Here is a 15,912-nt window from a genome sequence, read left to right on the forward strand (position 1 = left end):
GAAGCAGGTCCGCTGCGGGGAGAAGTCTAACGTCCTTGGCCGCCCGCGGGGAGGATGGGCGCGGATTCGCGGTAGATGCGCAGCGAGTCCGCCACGCTGTGGCGATATTCGAAGCCCGTGGCGTCCAGGAAGCGGCGGTTGTCCACGACGATGGGGAAGCGCAGGTGGTCCAGTGCGCCCATCGACAGGCGGGGGAGGCCCGCCCGGCCCAGCAGCATCGACAGGAGCGGCGCGGGCAATGGCACCGCCGTGCGACCCGTCTCCCGGACGATGACGGACAGCGGAATCGGCGGAGGGCCCGCCACGTTGAAGAGGCCCCGGACCTGCTTCTCCAGCGCCAGCGTCAACGCCGTCACCACGTCTTCCTCCTGGAGGACGTGGAACAGCGGGTCGTACCCGAGCACCAGCGGTACGCGACGACCCTTGAGGAAGGAGGACAGCGTGCCGGTGCCGGGAGCCCCCAGCGTGTAGGGCAGCCGCAGCACGGCCGTCGTTATCTTCGGCAGGCGCCACAGCGCGGTGGCCGCGTACAGGTCGGCGGCCACCAGGTCCGCCAGCTCCGGAATGGCCTCCAGCGCGCGGGGTGGCTCGTCCTCGGAGTGGTACAGCGGCGAGTCCGGCGCCGCGCCGTAGAAGGTGTGCCGCCCCACGAAGAGGACCTGCTTCACGCCGTGGGCCGCGCAGTGGTCGAACACCGCCTTGGTGCCGTCCAGGTTGATGCGTCCACGCTCCTTGCCCGGCACCGTGAACGCGGTGACGGTGGCCATGTGCACCACGGCTTCGGGACGCCAGCGGCGGAAGACGTCCTCCGCGGCGCGCTTGCGCACGTCGCCCCGGTAGACCTGGATGCCGGCCTCGTTGGCCTCGGGCCAGGGGCGGGTGTCGATGCCCGCCACCTGATGTCCGCGCGCGTGCAGGTGCAGCGCGAGCTGGCGGGCAATGCCTCCGGAGATGCCTGGAATCAGCACCCTCATGGCAGCAGGTTCCTTCCAATCCGCCGGCTGTGCCGCTGCGCGCGGCCGCGCTCGATGAGCCCCGCGATGCGCTGCTTCACCTTCGCCACATAACCCTCGATGACGTGGTCCTCTTCATCCCCCGTGCCCTGGAAGACGAGCGGCTCGCCGTAATGGATTTCCAACTGCACCGGCAAAGGCAGCGGCAACAGGTAGGGCGTCAACGGGACGTAGGGCACGCCGAGCAGCTTCCCCAGCGTGTACGCGTTGAACACGGTGGGGACGGCCGAGCCCCCGCCCAGGAACGCGAAGGGGATGATGGGCGAGCGCGTCTGCAGCGCCAGGCGGACGAAGCCGGTGCCGAAGTCCACCAGCGAGTAGCGCTCGTTGTAGAGCTTGGCCGTGCCACGCGCGCCCTCGGGGAAGATCATCAGCAGCCGGTCATCCTCCAGCAGCCGCTTCGCGTGTTCGGGCAGCCCGATGAACTGGCCGGTGCGGCTGGCCCACAGCGAGGACACAGGGAAGTTGTGGAGGAAGCGCTCCACCATGCCCTGCGCCAGCCGGGGCGGGTCCATCTCCAACATGGTGGACGTCAGCACCATGGCGCCGTCCACCGCCACGCCGCCAGAGTGGTTGCCCACCAGCATTCCGCGGCCCCGCGGGGGGATGTGCTCCACCCCGTAGCAGCGCACGCGGAAGTAGTACCGGTAGATGGCGCCAAAGACGCGCAGCGCATGTTTCACGTGAGACTTGGAGATGCCGTACGGGTCGACGCCGTATTCGTTGAACGGCAGTTCCAGCCGGTCCACCCGGGCTTCCAATGAGTCGGTCAGGGCCACGGGGGCACCGTAGCACCCCGACGTGCCCAGCCCCGCCGCTTTCCACACCGGGTTCGTTGGGCACCCGCCGGGTGTTGAGCGATACTCGCCCGCGCTCCCCCCAGCCCCCCCATCCATGACACACCAGGACGAGCTCGCCATCGAGGTGAAGGGTTTGGTCAAACGTTTCGGCGACGTCACCGCCGTGGACGGAATCGACCTGGACATCCGCCGCGGCGAGTGCGTGGGCCTCCTGGGCCCCAACGGCGCGGGGAAGACGACGACCGTGGAAATCCTCGAGGGCCTCCAGATGGCCACCTCGGGGGAGGTGCGGCTCCTGGGTTTGCGCTGGGAGACGGACGCGCCGGTGCTGCGAGAGCGCATTGGCATGACGCTCCAGGAGACGCGGCTGGTGGATCAGCTCACGGTGGAGGAGATGGTGCGGCTGTTCACCTCCTTCTACCCACGCCCCCTGGAGGTCGAGGCGCTCATCGGGCTGGTGCAGCTGGGTGAGAAGCGCCATGCCCGGGTGGGCAAGCTCTCCGGTGGCCAGAAGCAGCGGCTGGCGCTAGCGCTGGGGCTGGCGGGCGACCCGGACGTGCTCTTCCTGGACGAGCCCACCACCGGACTGGACCCCCAGTCGCGCCGCGCGTTGTGGGACGTGGTGGCGCAGCTCAAGGCGCGCGGGCGCACCGTGGTGTTGACCACGCATTACATGGATGAGGCCGAGGTGCTGTGCGACAGGCTGGTCATCATCGACCGGGGCCGGGTGATTGCGCGCGGGACGCCGCGGGACATCATCACCTCGCTGGGCGCGGAGCAGGTCATCGAGCTGGAGGCGGAGCCGTCGCCGGACCTGGAGCGGCTGCGTCCCCTTCCCGCGGTGGTGGCCGCGCAGCGGCACGCCGGCCGCATCACCCTGCGGGTGCGGGAGCTGCACCTGGCGTTGCCGGAGGTGCTGCGCGAGGTGGCGGCGGGGGGCGGCCAGTTGCTGCACCTGTCCACCCGGCGGCCCACGCTGGATGATGTCTTCATCGACATGACGGGCCGCTCCCTGCGCGAGTCCGCGGAAGAGAAGGCGGCCTGATGAACGCCCTGGGCCAGCTGGTGTTGATGCGGCTGCGCATGTTGATGCGGCAGCCGGAGGTGCTGTTCTGGACGTTCATCTTCCCCGTCGTCACCACGCTGTTCCTGGGGTTGGCGTTCCGGAACGACTCCCTGGGCCCGGTGCGTGTGGCCGTGGCGGAGGGGCCGGGCGCACCGGCGCTGATGGCGAAGCTGGAGGGTGTGCCGGAGCTGTCGGCCGAGGTCGCGGACGAGGCGTCCGCCCGGCGGCGACTGGCGCGCGGGCAGCTCTCCCTGGTGCTGCTGCCGGGCACCGTGCCCGAGGCGCTGGTAGACCCCAGCCAGGCGGAGGGCCGCACCGCGCGGCTCCTGGTGGAGCAGGCGCTCGCCGCGCCGGAAGACACCGCGCGTCCCGCCGTGGTGAAGGCCACGCCGGTGTCGGAGCCGGGAAACCGCTACGTCGACTTCCTCATCCCCGGCCTGCTGGGCTTGTCGTTGATGTCCAGCAGCCTGTGGGTGGTGGCGGGCTCGCTGGTGGCGATGCGCGGAGGCAAGCTGCTGAAGCGGCTGGCCGCGACGCCCATGCGGCGCTCCCAGTTCTTCCTGTCCTACATGCTGGCGCGCGCGGGGTTCGCGCTGGCAGAGGTCCTCTTCTTCTGTGCCTTCGCGCGCTGGCTCTTCGGCGTGCCGATGTTCGGCAGCTACTTCACATTGACGCTCGTGGGGCTCGCGGGTGCGCTGTGCTTCGCCGCGCTCGGCGTGCTCGTGGCCATCCGGGCGCGGACGGAGGAGGCGGTGGGCGGGCTCGTCAACCTCGTCTCGCTGCCGATGATGTTCGTCTCCGGCGTCTTCTTCGCGTCGGGGAACTTCCCCTCTTGGTTGCAGCCCGTCATCCGGGCCCTGCCGCTCACGGCCATCAATGACTCGCTGCGGGCCGTCATGCTGGAGGGCGCGGGCCTGGCTTCACTGGGTGCGCCCATGTTGGTGCTGGCCGCGTGGACCGTGGTGCCACTGCTGTTGGCCCTTCGTTGGTTCCGCTGGACGTAAAGGAGCGCTGCTTCGTGTCACAGCCCGTTTCCGCGCCGTCCCCCGCCTTCGTTCAGCAGCTCAACTTCCACGCGCGAGACGCCAGCAACGAAGCGGCGGCACTCCAGGCCGCCTTCGCGCTCGGCCTCTTCGGACACCTTCCGGAGACGGGCTCGCGCGAGCCGGTGTCCCTGGATGCGCTCGCGAAGCGGGTGGGTGGCACCTGGCGAGGGACGCGCTCCGTCGTCGAGCCGCTGGTCGCGTTGGGCTTCGTCCACCTGGAGGACGGGCGGGGGTATTCGTTGCCCGCGTCGACCGCGGCCTTCCTCCGGGATGAGGCGTTCACCGCGGGGCTGCGGGAGGCGCGGCGGTGGTGGCATCCGCTGTCGCTGCTGCCCCAGGCCGTGCGCGGTGGCGGCCCCGTGGAGTGGGGCGGGGAGTCGTGGGACGTGCTCGGGTGGTACCGCGCGCTGTTCCTGTCGCCTGCGCCATCCACCCCGAGCGCCGAGGCCCGGGACTTCCATGACCGCTTCGCCCGCCACCCCGCGCGCACGCTGGCGTTGGTGACGGCCGCGGAGCTGGACGTGCTGGTGAAGCTGGTGCGAGGGCCTGTGCCGCTGGACGTGCTGGCGGGGGAGGTGGGTGCGTCGGCGGAGGCGCTGGAGGTGCTCCTGGGCGCGCTGGCGGCGATGGGCATCGTCCAGGCACAGGAGACAGGCTGGGGTTTCACGGAGGCCGCGGGCCGGGCGCTGGACGCGCAGAGTCTCCCGTACTTCCAGCGGGCGCTGCCGGCGACCATGGCCTACTGGGAGGCGCTGGGGCACCTGGACGAGGCGGTGCGGGAGCAGCGCTTCCGGTTGGACTTGCGCGACCCGGAGACGGCGCGCCGCATCTACCAGGAGAACGCCTCGCGCATCTCCAGCATCTTCGCTTCGCACCTGCGGCTGAGCCGGCAGGCCGCGGCGCTGGTGCGGTCGATGCGGCCTTTGGCACAGGCGCGCGTGTTGGACGTGGGCACGGGCTCGGGCGTGTGGGGCGCGGCCTTCGGGTTGGCGGACCCCACCACGCACGTCACCTACCTGGATTCGCCGCACGTGCTGGACGCGGTGCGCCCCCACCTGACGAAGCTGAAGCTGGAGGCCCGTTCCGAGCTGTGGGCGGGGGACTGCCTCTCCGTGGACTACGGCGAGTCCCGCTACGACGTCATCCTGCTGCCGCAAATCATCCCCGCGTTGCCGCCCTCGGAACTTCCGAGCTTCTTCGCTCGGCTGGCCCGGGCGCTGCGTCCCGGCGGGCTGCTGCTCATCTCCGGTTACCTGCTGACGGACCGGCGCGATGGCCCTCTGGACGCGCTCTACTTCGCGCTGCGCCGGTACGTGACGAACGAGGGCGACGTGCTCTCCCTTCCGGAGTTCCGCGCGCTGCTGTCGCCCGTGGGCCTCACGGAGGCTCGCGGCTTCGACATGCCCATCCAGCAGGTCGTCATCGCTCACCGGGGCGACGTCGCGTGGGCGGAGCCCGTGTCGTCGCGTTGAGCTTCCGCGTCAGGCCGCGCTCTTTCGGGAACTGTCCGGAGGCGGCGCCAGCGTCGTGGGCAGGGGCACGCCAGGGCGCGCGGCCAGCACCAGTTCCTGGGTGGGCAGGGGAATACACACGCTGGAGGACAGCCCCACGTCCGCCAGGAACTGGCCGTACTCCGAGGCGGACAGCAGGTCCCCCTCATTGGTCATGAAGCGGCGCAGTCCGAAGTAGAGGTGGTCCAACGGGCCATCTCGGCGCTCGTCGAGGACGTACTCCGCGATGACGAGGACGCCGCCGGGCCGCAGGGCGCGCGCCACGCGGGCGAACATGCCTGGGAGGTCTTCGGGCCGCAGCACGTTGAGCACCTGCGGGAGGATGATGAGGTCGAAGTCCGCCTCGCCGAAGTCCTGGGTGAAGAGGTTGCCTGGCCAGAAGCGCGCGCGGTCCGACACCTTCAGCGCCTCCACGTTGCGGCGCACCTGCTCCAGCACCACCGCCTGGTCGAAGTAGGTGACGTGCGTGGTGGGTGTGGCACGCGCGAAGGCCGCGCCCCACACACCCGAGCCGGTGCCGATGTCCAGCACCTGGGCACCTTCCAGGGCACGGGCTTGGGCGACCGTCGTGGCGGCGCGCCGGCTGAGCTGGAAGTGCGAGGCGAACACCGCCGTAATCTGGCTCGAGTTGTCCGCGTAGAAGCGCTGGCTCAGCTCCGGGTCCTTCAGGTCCAGGATGAAGCGCTCCTCGCGCACCGTCTCATCCAACCGGCCCAAGGCCTCCCAGTACCGCTCGGACACGGACAGCGAGCGCAGCAGGTAGGGCAGGGCCTTCCCGTCCAAGAGTCGCCGGGCCTCGTCCGTCAGCCGCCACGTTGCTCCTTCCTGCTGGGCGATGCCGAGCTGCTCCAGCAATGCGACCAGCAGCGACAGTCCCTCGCCGCCGAGCCCCGTGGCGGCTCCCAGCGTCTGCTCGGTATGCGCCTGCGAGGACAGGGCCTCCAGCAGCCCCAGCCGGCCCGAGGCCAGCAGCACCTGCATGCGGAGGGCGCTGCGCGCGAAGCGGTCGAAGAAGTCCTCGGCCTCAGGTGAGGGCCCCGGTGCGGGAGCCGTGAGGAACAGCGCGCGGTAGTGGCCGAGCACGTCCCAGCTCGCGCCACCGTGCGCCACCGGTCCGCCTTGTTTCACCGCCTCGTCCAGCCGCCCACCGGCGTCCCACCATGGATACTGGGCTTCGAGCCGTTTCCGGAAATCCACGTCGCGCAGGAACGCCGCGGCGGTGGGGGTGAGCGCCAGCTCGCGCGCGTCGTCGAGATGGACGAAACCCAGGCAGACGAGCAACTCCGTCAGCGCCCGAGTTCCCCGGTGTGTGCACTGGATGCGCCGTGCCAGCTCCGTCATCGACACGGGCGGGGCTCCCCCCTTCACCGGTAGTGCGTCGAAGAGTCCCAGTGACAGTGCGGTGCGGAGCAGGGCCGACTCGTTCGAGGCATTGCGCGCCCAGAAGTGGAGGGACTGCGCCAGGGTGCGACGGTCGACGGTCATCGATACCTCGTCCGGGGGGATTTCAGCTTCGCCCTTCACTGTCCCGGGGCGCAACCCCGGGGCGGCGGGCCCTGCGCTACGATGGCGCCCATGGCTCCTCGAACGACTCCGGTGGACGCGGCCCTTCACCTCCTGCGCGAGGATTCGCGGGTCCAGGACGTCCACGTAGGGGAGCTCTCCGGAACCGCGACGGCATGGGTGGTGCCTCGTCGCGCGGTCCAGGCCTCGGCCCTGGAGTCGCTGCTGCGCGAGCACCTGGGAGACGCCGCTCCGGCCGTGGCGCTGGTGGACGCGCTGCCGCTCCAGGACACGGGGACGCCGGATGAGGCGCGGCTCGCGCGGTGGACGTCCGCCACGCCCGCCATGCTCCAGCAGATGGAATCGCGATGGCGAAGCTCCGGCCGGGAGGTGGCCGTGCTGGCCGGGCCCCGCGTGCGGGAGGAGCGCTACACCCCCTTGGATGAGCTCCTGCCCGGGCCGCTGATGCCCAGGCCAGGCGAGGCGTCGGGCGCTTCGTCCCAGACGTCCTCCGCGGATGCTGTCGACTTGGAGCAAGCCCCGCCCGCGCTGCTCGATGGCGGCCCGCCGTGCCGGCCGGAGGGAGAGCCTCGCCTGCTTGGGGAGATGCTCCTCCGGGCCGTGACGCTGCATCCGGAGAAGACGCTGACATTCATCGATGTGGAGGGCCGCCGCGAGGTGCTGCGCTTCGATGCGCTCTGGCGCGAGGCGCTGCGGCTGTGCGGTGGCCTGCAAGCACGCGGGCTGAAAGCGGGGGACCGGGCTGTGCTCGTGTTGGAGCGCCCAGGCGAGGTCATCCGGGCGTTCTGGGCGTGCACGCTCGCTGGCGTGGTGCCGTCGCTGCTGGCCTGGCCCGCTTCGTTCGAGCGCTCGCATCCCACGATGGCGCGCGTGCTGTCGGTGGCGAAGCGCCTGGGCGGGCCGTGGGTCCTCGCGGGGCCCGCCGCGGTCGGCACGCTGGAGGCCGAGGGGCTTCGAGTGGCCACGCTCGCCGCGCTGGACACGGGGGGGGACGGACAGCCATCCGCCGTGCCCGAGGGCGCTCCCGCGCTGATGTCGTTCACCTCCGGCAGCACCGGGCTGCCCAAGGGCGTGGTGCTCACGCACGACAACCTGCTGGACATGTGTGACGCGATGATGGCGGGCGGCTGGTATACGCCTCAGGACGTGGGCGTGAGCTGGATGCCGCTGGACCACGTCGCGGGCATCACCTATTCGCACCTGCTCTGCCTGCGGGCGCGCACGTCGCATGCGCTCGTGTCCCGCGACCATGTCCTGGCGGACGTGCTGCGGTGGATGGACCTGCTGTCCGAGCTGAAGGGGACCCATGGGTGGGCGCCCAACTTCGCGTTCGGACTGGTGGCGGACCGGTTGGAGCGCGGCGAGCGCCGTGCCTGGACCTTGTCGCATGTGCGGGTGCTGAGCTGCGCGGGTGAGCCGCTCGTCGCGCGGACGCTTCAGCGCTTCACGGATGCGCTGGCGGGTGAGGGGCTTCGGCGGGACGTGGTGTGTCCGGGCTGGGGCATGGCGGAGACCACCTCCTTCTTCACCAACACCCGGGGCGTCCGGACGCATGACGGAGAGGCCGCCGTGGAGCTGGGACCGCCGCCCGCGGGCTCGGCGCTGCGCATCGTGGATGACGCGGACCAGGTGGTGCCCCAGGGGCGCGTGGGGCATCTCCAGGTGCGGGGCGCCTCGGTGCTGGCGGGCTACCTGGATGACCCGGAGCTCAATGCCCGCTCCTTTACCACCGACGGATGGTTTCGCACGGGGGACCTCGCCTGGGTTCGCAACGGGCAGATGGCCATCACCGGACGCGAGAAGGAAGTCCTCATCCTCCACGGCAACAACGTCTATCCGCAGGAGATAGAGACGGTGGTGGAGGAGGTGCCGGGCGTGTTGCCCACGTACTCCGTGGCATGCGCCACGCGCGTGGGCGGCGCGCAGACGGATGAAATCGTCGTCTTCTTCGTCCCCGCGCCAGACGCGCCTCCGCTGGGCGGACTGCTGCGCGCCATCCGCGAGGCCGTGGGACGGCGGCTGGGCTTCCAGGTGGCATGGCTGGTGCCGCTCGCCCGGCAGCAGGTGCCGCGCACGGAGCTGGGCAAGCGCGGGCGCACCGAGCTGCGCCGACGCTTCGAAGCCGGGGAACTGGCCGAGGAGCGCCGCGTGGCGGAGCGGTTGTTGGGTGGCCGCTTCACGTTGCCCCCGTGCCTCGCCGTGCCTCGCTGGCGGCAGCGGCAGCCCGGCGCTGGCGGCGCGGATGCGGGGGCCGTGCTCGTCGTGGGAGACGCCTCCTGGGCCGAGGCGCTGCGCGCGCGGATGGCTCCTCGGGAGGTGCTGCACGCGGAGCCGGAGGATGGCTCCGCGCTGTCGCGGCACCTGCCCTCCGCCGAGCGCCGGGTGCACGAAGTCGTCTACGTGGCGGCGCCGTCCACTGGCGCGCCTTCGCGGGACACCCTGGTGCACGCGGTGGCGCCCCTGTTGGGGTTGGTTCAGTCCCTGGCGCCGCTCGTGGAAGCCGCGCCCTGCCGGCTGCGCGTGGTCGTGCCTCAAGTGGGGGCTTCGCTCGAGACCGGGGCGGGAGCCCACCTGCTGCCGGGGTTGCTCCGCGCGGCGGAGGCGGAAGTGCTGGGCCTGGAGACCTCGCTCCTGTGGGTTCCGCAAGAGCGCCCGGCCGCGGTGGACAGCGTGGCCACCGAGCTGGCGCAGCCGCGTCCGGCGTTCGAGCTGGCCTGGCGGGAAGGGCGCCGCTGGGAGCGCGGGTTCGTGGCCTGGACGCCGTCCCAGGTCCCCGAACCGGTGCGCCTGAAAAAGGCGGGCTTCTACGTGGTGACGGGAGCGCTGGGCGGACTGGGACAGGCCTGGGCGCGCCATCTGCGAAACGGCCTGGGCGCGCGCCTGCTACTCGTGGGGCGCCGCCAGCGGGACGCCGCCGTGGCGTCGCTGGAGCGTGAGCTGGGGGCGGCGGAGTATGTCACGGCCGATGTCACGGAGCCGGAGGCGCTGCGGCGGGTGTTGGCCGACGCGGAGGCTCGCCACGGCCAGCGGCTTGATGGCGCCTTCCACTTCGCGGGCACGCTGAACTCCGTGCCCCTCATGCGCGAGGCGCCCGCGCCGTTCGTGGAGGGCGCCGCGGCCCATGTGCTGGGCGCCGTGGCGCTCGCGGACGCGTTCCGGGAGCGGCCGGAGGCCCTGCTCGTCTTCGCTTCCTCGTTGATGGGGACGCTAGGGGCAGGGCTCCACGCGGGTTACTGCGCGGCCACGGGCTTCCTGGACCGGTATGCGGAGGCGCTCGTGACAGACGGCCGGCGCGCGGTGTCGGTGGCCTTCAGCTCCGTGCGCGACACGGGCATGGCCCGTGGACTGACGGCGTCGCCCCCAGGCTACCGGATGCTGGAACTACCCCAGGCCTTGGCCGCCCTCGCGTTGGCGGTGGAGTCGGGCGAGGCCCGCGTGCTGGCGGGTGTCGAGGGTTCAGCGCTGCCCTGGCGGACCGTGGGGCTGGGGGAGGGGGAGTCGTTGGACGTGGCGCACGTGTTCCTCGCGGCGGGCGGCTCGGGGGCGGCCGGTGTGGACGGAGCGGGGGCACAGGTGCACGTGCTGGAGTCGTTGCCCAGGCAGGCCAGTGGCGCCGTGGACCGCGAGGCGCTTGGTGCGATGCTGTCGGGCGGCGGCGCGCGCATCCCGGAGGGGCCGCTGGAGGTCGTGGTGGCGGAGGCCTTCCGCGACGTGCTAGGCGTGGATGACGTGGGCGCGCACGCGGACTTCTTCGTGCTCGGGGGCAGCTCGCTGCAGGCCACTCGCGTCCTGGCTCGTGTCCAGGAGCGCACCGGCTTGCGGCTGCCCGTGACGGCGCTGTTCGAACACGCTTCCGTCGCGAGGCTCGCGGCGCACGTCCGGCATCTCGTCGACCCCGAGCAGCTCGATGTTTCACTGCTCACCGATGCGCAGGTGGCCCTGCTGCTCAGCGTCATGCAGGCTTCCTGAGTGCGGCGCTTGTTTTCACGGGACTCGAATCCTTAGGATTCGGGGTTCATGCTTTTCCACTTCGCGCTGCAGAGCGTGCGCTCCCGCCCCCGGAGCTGGCTCGTCGGCCTGCTCGCGGCCAGCATGGCGGCCCTACTGACGCTGGGGCTGTCCCTGGTCGGCAGCATCTACGACGGCACCCGTCTCAGCATGATTGAGAGCGGGGCGGGCCATCTCCAGGTCTACAACGCCAACTCCGCCGAAGGGCCGCAGATGTCGCTGGGGCCGGGCGGGGCTCCGGAGATGGTGCCCCTGCCGGACTACGCCCGCACCCGCGAGCTGTTGCTCGGTGTGGACGGCGTTCGCGACGTCGTTCCCCTGGAGGTGGGAACCGGCCGGGTGTTCCGCGGCAACTATCTGGACGAGAAGCTCTCCGCGGTGCGCGACGTGGCGCGCGCGCCGGTCTCGGCCGAAAGGGACGCGCGGCTGGGCCGCATGGCCGATGACCTCCGGCGCGCGCTCGAACGCGTCGCTCGGGACTCGCGTCGCCGCGAAGAGGCCTTCTCCCAAAGTGCCGGGAGCGATGAGGACACGCGCGCGCTGGAGCAGGCATTGACGCCGTCCTTCTGGGAGCGCTTCGTGGCCGAGCCCCTCCCGGTGCTGGAGTTCCTGGAGAACCGGGTGGCCAAGCAGGTGGGCGAAGGCGAGTCCATGTACCTCGACTACGTGGGCACGGACCTGGGGGGCTTCGCGAAGGCGTTCGGCCGTTTCGAGCTCGTCTCCGGCGAGCTGCCTCCACGGGGCACGCGAGGATTGCTGCTGGGGCAGGCCGTCTATGAGCGTTCCTTCAAACTGCCCATGGCCGTCCGGTTGGACGAGCTGAAGCGTGAGCGGGAGCGAGGGGCGACCTTCGCGGGCGACGAGCGGCTGGGCACGCTGGTGGAGCGCAGCCTCGCGGAGATTCCCGACCTGCTGTCGCGCCTGGACGTGGAGCGAGCCACGGCGCTGCGGGCCGCGCTGGAGGCGGTGCTAGGGCAGCCCGGGGAGCTGGAGCCGCTGCTGGAGAAGTTCTGGGCGCTGGATGACGGCAACTTCGACGCGCGCTTCCAGGCGTTCTACAGCACGCTGGCGCCACACCTGCCGCTGTACCGGGTGCGTCCGGGGGACACGCTGGTGCTCAAGGGCACGCTGGACAACGACCCGGGCGTGGCCGTGAAGGTATGGGGCACCTACCGCTTCCGGGGACTGGGCGGGGACGGCAGCCAGGCCAATGGCGCATCGCTCCTGGACCTGGCCACCGTGCGTCACCTGTCCGGGCGGATGACGCGCGAGCAGATGGAGGAGGCGAAGCAGTTGCTGGCCTCCGTGGGCATGGATGCGAAGGCGGAAGCCCCGTCGTTCGACACGTTCAGCCCGCCGCAGATGCTCGACGCGGAACCGTCGGCACCCACCGACGAAGCGCCGGCGCCCACCTTCGCGCGCGCGTCGCTGCCCCCCACCTTCGATGCGGCGGACCTGGAGGATGGCATCTTCCACGCCGCGCTCGTCCTGACGCAGGACGCCGACCCGGACGCCGTGGCGGAGCGCATCCAGCAGCTCGCGCAGGCGAAGGGCGTGCCCCTGGCGACGGCGGATTGGCGCGAGGTGGGCGGCTTCGTCACCGGCATGGTGGGGATGACGCAGGTGCTGCTGGTGGCGCTTGGCGGGATGATGGGGCTGTTCGTGCTGGGCGTCTCGGCGGGAACCTTGTTGCTGCTGGCCCGTGAGCGGGTCGGCGAGGTGGGCACCCTGCGCGCGGTGGGCATGCAGCGCCGGGATGTCTTCCTCGGGCTGATGCTGGAGGGACTGGTGCTGGGGTTGGTGGGAAGCCTGCTGGGCCATGGCCTGGGCGCGGCGCTGCTGTGGGGCCTTGGCTCGGACGGCATCGCGGTTCGGGACGAGGCGTTGCAGTTCTTCCTGGGCGGCGCGGTGCTCCGGCCAGAGCTGGCGGCGTGGCACGCGGCCGTGGTGGGCATAGGGGTGACGCTGGTGGTGCTGGTCGCCACCTGGATTCCGGCGTGGCGCGGCAGCGCGGTGACGCCAGCGGTGGCCATGCGCCTGCGGGAGATGGACGGATGAGGGGCCTTCTTGGCATCGCGTTGCGCAACCTGTTCCTCCGCCGTGAGCAGGGGCTGCTGCTCTTCGCCGTCATCGCCGCCGCCAGCGGCGTGTTGGTGGGAGTGATGTCCCTGAGCGCGGGTGTCGCCGCGACGCAGAAGGACGTCGTGACGACGTTCCTCAGCGGTGAGCTGAACGTGGGCGGGTACTTCAAGGTCCATCCCGACAGCATCTCGCCGGTGGTGGGTGACGCCGCGAAGGTGCGGGCCGTCGTGGAGCCCCTGGTTCCGGGTGGCTGTCTGCTGCGAGAGCGAGGACGGGGACAGGCCACCGCGGGCGCGGGCCGTCACCGGGTGCGCTCCTATGTGGTGGCGTTGGACGTGGAGGGCGAGGGCGCCGCGCTGCGCCGCTTCAAGGTGAAGGACGGCGCGCTGGAGACGCTGGCGCGGCCGCGCACGGTGGCCCTGTCCACGCAGTTGGCCGGGCGGCTCCATGTGCGCGTGGGTGACATGGCGACGCTCTTCACGCAGACGGTGGGCGGCCAGCGCAACGCGCTCGACGTGGAGGTGGTGGCCATCACCGAGCGCGCGGGCCTGCTGGGCGAGAGCGCGGGCATCCTCGTCTCCAACGCGACGCTGCGCGAGCTGGACGGTTACCGGCCCGGCTCCGCGGGCGTGTTGCAGGTGGCCTGCGCCGGCGTGGACGGTGGCGGGCTGGACGTGGACGGGCTTGCGGGCCAGTTCCGTGATTCGTTGCGGCAGGCGGGGTTCACCGTGCTGCCACCGGCGCGCGAGGCCTACGGCGACAAGCTGTCACCCCTGCTGCGCGAAGGCTGGGCGGGGCAGCGCGTGGACGTGACGACGTGGGAGGACGAGTCCGCCTTCCTCGGCTTCATCTCCGCGGGCCTGGCGGCGCTGACGGTGCTGGTGGGCGCCATCACCCTGGCGGTGGTGATGATGGGGCTGTTCGTCTCCCTGAGCGTCGCCGTGCGGGAGCGGACGCGCGAGGTGGGCACCCTGCGCGCGGTGGGCATGCATCGCCGGTCCGTGGTCGGCATGTTCATGCTGGAAGGCATGTTGCTGGGCGCGGTGTCCTCCGGCCTGGGCGCGGCGGTGGCCGCGGGCGTGTGCGTCCTGCTTCGCGATGCGATTTCCCTCCCGGAGGCCCTGTCCGGCTTCCTCTTCAGCGACACCCTCCCGCTGGCGCCGGGCCCCGGGCATGTGGTGGCCGCCGTCGTCCTGGCCACGGTGGGGGCGACCCTGGCGTCCATCATCCCGGCTGCTCGCGCTTCCTCCCTCTCTCCTCGCTCCGCCATGGACTCGCTCTGATGCGCATTCGAATTCCGCTGCCTTCATTCGTCCTCGCGCTGTTGCTGATACCCGTGCTGGCTGCCGCGGCGGAGGCCAAGCCCTCCGCGGACGAGCTGGTGCGCCAGGTGGACAAGCGCATGTCCATGCAGAGCGACTACCGGGGCGTGGTCCGCATCCGGGAGACGCGCAAGGACGGCATCGAGCGGCTCATCGAGATGCAGGTGTACCGCCGGGACTCGTCGCAGAACTTCCTCATGGTCATCACCCAGCCGCGGAACATGGCGGGGGGCGGCTACCTGCGCATCGGGAAGAACCTGTGGGAGTACAACGCGGCGCTGGGCCACTGGGAGCGCACCACGCGGCGGGCCAACATCGTGGGCACCATCGCCTGCGAAGGGGACTTCGACCGCTCCCGCCTGGCGGAGGACTACACGGCCGTGGACGAGGGGGAGGAAGTCATCCAGGGCACGCGCTACCGCAAGCTGTACCTCTCCGCGCGGCCCGACACCGAGGTGAGCTTCGCGCACCTGCGGCTGTGGCTGGACCCGGACCTCAACATCGTCAAGCGCATCGGCTATGCGCCCTCCGGGCGGGTGCTCCGCACGGACCTGGTCCGCAGCTACCAGAAGCTCAAGGACCCCGTCACCCAGCAGCCCATCATCCACTACCGCGAGGTCTTCGAGCAGGAGGAGGAGGAGGGCACGCAGCTGGTGGTGCGCTACGAGGACGTGCAGCTGGCGCCCCTGAGCCCCAACCTCTTCACGAAGTCGTGGCTGGAGGGGCGCCTGCGCTAGCCGCGCCGGCTACGTCTGGCCGAGCGCTTTCTCCACCAGGTACCGCGCCAGCACACTCACGGTCGGGGGCTCGATGGCCCCCGAGTGCCCACCCGGCAGCGGCACCACGTCGATGCGCTCGCGGGGCACGTCCTGGCTCCAGCCGAGCGTCTCGTCCAGCGACGGGTTGCCCTCGGCCCGGAAGAGCAGCAGCCGCGCGCGCACGTCGGGCACGCGCCAGGTGCGCACCTGCGGCGGGAGGATTTCTCCGGCCAGGTGCCACATGCGCTTCAGGTCCGCGCCGGTGAAGTGGGGCGCCACGGTGCCCCGCTCCCTGGCACGGGCCGCCACGCGCTCCCATTGCGCGCCCTCCGATGACAGGCCCGCGAGCTCCGCTTCCAGCGCCGCGTCGAGCACCTCGAAGGTCTTCGCGAGCTGGAGCACCGGCGGCAGCGTCAGCGGCGCTACGGCATTGAGCGCCCGGACGGTCAGGGTGTCGATGAGGGCGAGCATGCGCACCTCCTCGCCCGAAGCCTCGAGCGCCGCGGCGACGCCGTAGGCCGGGTACCCACCGAAGGAGAATCCGGCGAGCAGGTAGGGCCCGTGAGGCTGCACGGCGCGAATGTCCTCCGCGTAGGCGGCGACGCGCGCCTCGAAGGTGTCGAACCCGCGGTGCGACATCGTCTCTGGCGCCTGCAGGCCGTGGCAGCGCAGGTGCGGCGACAGCAGGGGTACGAGGTGGCGGTAGTAGTGCAGCTCCCCATCACCGGGGTGCATGAGGAAGAGCCGCGGTGCCTCCGCGGAGGCTTCCGGCCCGGACAGGC

Annotated in this window: 11 protein-coding genes; 7 read left to right on the forward strand and 4 right to left on the reverse strand. The window is 71.3% G+C overall.

Annotated features, from left to right (window positions below; all coding sequences use genetic code 11):
- Window positions 1-26: 26 nt before the first annotated feature.
- Window positions 27-974, reverse strand: coding sequence for an SDR family oxidoreductase (locus OZ403_RS07930; RefSeq protein WP_140788726.1), 948 nt, complete (start codon window positions 972-974; stop codon window positions 27-29).
- The gene (locus OZ403_RS07935) at window positions 971-1,792 is read right to left on the reverse strand and encodes a 1-acyl-sn-glycerol-3-phosphate acyltransferase (RefSeq protein WP_174259221.1); all 822 of its coding nucleotides are present in this window, start codon (window positions 1,790-1,792) and stop codon (window positions 971-973) included. The genes OZ403_RS07930 and OZ403_RS07935 overlap by 4 nt, the downstream gene beginning before the upstream one ends.
- 115 nt (window positions 1,793-1,907) lie before the next feature.
- On the opposite strand from OZ403_RS07935, the gene OZ403_RS07940 reads away from it, so the two are divergent.
- From OZ403_RS07940 to OZ403_RS07950, 3 genes are read left to right on the forward strand one after another with little or no spacing between them, the layout of a single operon-like run.
- Window positions 1,908-2,858, forward strand: coding sequence for an ABC transporter ATP-binding protein (locus tag OZ403_RS07940; RefSeq protein WP_268783828.1), 951 nt, complete (start codon window positions 1,908-1,910; stop codon window positions 2,856-2,858).
- The gene (locus tag OZ403_RS07945) at window positions 2,858-3,883 is read left to right on the forward strand and encodes an ABC transporter permease (protein ID WP_140788729.1); all 1,026 of its coding nucleotides are present in this window, start codon (window positions 2,858-2,860) and stop codon (window positions 3,881-3,883) included. The genes OZ403_RS07940 and OZ403_RS07945 overlap by 1 nt, the downstream gene beginning before the upstream one ends.
- 14 nt (window positions 3,884-3,897) lie before the next feature.
- Window positions 3,898-5,397 carry a class I SAM-dependent methyltransferase gene (locus OZ403_RS07950; RefSeq protein ID WP_268783829.1) on the forward strand — a complete coding sequence of 500 codons (1,500 nt, stop codon included), beginning with the start codon at window positions 3,898-3,900 and terminating at the stop codon, window positions 5,395-5,397.
- A gap of 9 nt (window positions 5,398-5,406) precedes the next feature.
- Here OZ403_RS07950 and OZ403_RS07955 read toward each other — a convergent pair whose 3' ends face one another.
- Window positions 5,407-6,921 carry a class I SAM-dependent methyltransferase gene (locus OZ403_RS07955; RefSeq protein WP_268783830.1) on the reverse strand — a complete coding sequence of 505 codons (1,515 nt, stop codon included), beginning with the start codon at window positions 6,919-6,921 and terminating at the stop codon, window positions 5,407-5,409.
- Window positions 6,922-7,011: 90 nt separating this feature from the next.
- Here OZ403_RS07955 and OZ403_RS07960 point away from each other — a divergent pair, with 90 nt between their 5' ends.
- From OZ403_RS07960 to OZ403_RS07975, 4 genes are read left to right on the forward strand one after another with little or no spacing between them, the layout of a single operon-like run.
- Complete coding sequence (locus OZ403_RS07960; RefSeq protein WP_268783831.1) at window positions 7,012-10,929, forward strand: SDR family NAD(P)-dependent oxidoreductase; 3,918 nt, start codon at window positions 7,012-7,014, stop codon at window positions 10,927-10,929.
- Between the two features lie 48 nt (window positions 10,930-10,977).
- Complete coding sequence (locus OZ403_RS07965) at window positions 10,978-13,026, forward strand: ABC transporter permease (RefSeq protein WP_140788733.1); 2,049 nt, start codon at window positions 10,978-10,980, stop codon at window positions 13,024-13,026.
- Window positions 13,023-14,333, forward strand: coding sequence for an ABC transporter permease (locus OZ403_RS07970; RefSeq protein ID WP_140788734.1), 1,311 nt, complete (start codon window positions 13,023-13,025; stop codon window positions 14,331-14,333). The genes OZ403_RS07965 and OZ403_RS07970 overlap by 4 nt, the downstream gene beginning before the upstream one ends.
- On the forward strand, window positions 14,333-15,109 hold the full coding sequence (locus tag OZ403_RS07975; RefSeq protein WP_268783832.1) for an outer membrane lipoprotein-sorting protein: 777 nt from the start codon (window positions 14,333-14,335) through the stop codon (window positions 15,107-15,109). Before OZ403_RS07970 ends, OZ403_RS07975 begins: the two co-directional genes overlap by 1 nt.
- Before the next feature lie 9 nt (window positions 15,110-15,118).
- Here the strand turns inward: OZ403_RS07975 and OZ403_RS39640 are convergent, their stop codons facing one another.
- Window positions 15,119-15,865: a thioesterase domain-containing protein gene (locus OZ403_RS39640; RefSeq protein WP_442929807.1), complete on the reverse strand. Its 747-nt coding sequence runs from the start codon at window positions 15,863-15,865 to the stop codon at window positions 15,119-15,121.
- Window positions 15,866-15,912: the final 47 nt, after the last annotated feature.

The sequence above is a fragment of the Myxococcus sp. NMCA1 genome, from assembly GCF_026810205.1.
In the GTDB taxonomy this organism is placed as follows: domain Bacteria; phylum Myxococcota; class Myxococcia; order Myxococcales; family Myxococcaceae; genus Myxococcus; species Myxococcus xanthus_A.

Bases quoted from the DNA above. Each gene is read 5' to 3' on its own strand.
- OZ403_RS07945 (WP_140788729.1), top strand. From the start codon at position 2,858: ATGAACGCCCTGGGCCAGCTGGTGTTGATGCGGCTGCGCATGTTGATG.
- OZ403_RS07955 (WP_268783830.1), bottom strand. From the start codon at position 6,921: ATGACCGTCGACCGTCGCACCCTGGCGCAGTCCCTCCACTTCTGGGCG.
- OZ403_RS07965 (WP_140788733.1), top strand. From the start codon at position 10,978: ATGCTTTTCCACTTCGCGCTGCAGAGCGTGCGCTCCCGCCCCCGGAGC.
- OZ403_RS07960 (WP_268783831.1), top strand. From the start codon at position 7,012: ATGGCTCCTCGAACGACTCCGGTGGACGCGGCCCTTCACCTCCTGCGC.
- OZ403_RS07930 (WP_140788726.1), bottom strand. From the start codon at position 974: ATGAGGGTGCTGATTCCAGGCATCTCCGGAGGCATTGCCCGCCAGCTC.
- OZ403_RS07940 (WP_268783828.1), top strand. From the start codon at position 1,908: ATGACACACCAGGACGAGCTCGCCATCGAGGTGAAGGGTTTGGTCAAA.
- OZ403_RS07970 (WP_140788734.1), top strand. From the start codon at position 13,023: ATGAGGGGCCTTCTTGGCATCGCGTTGCGCAACCTGTTCCTCCGCCGT.
- OZ403_RS39640 (WP_442929807.1), bottom strand. From the start codon at position 15,865: ATGCACCCCGGTGATGGGGAGCTGCACTACTACCGCCACCTCGTACCC.
- OZ403_RS07975 (WP_268783832.1), top strand. From the start codon at position 14,333: ATGCGCATTCGAATTCCGCTGCCTTCATTCGTCCTCGCGCTGTTGCTG.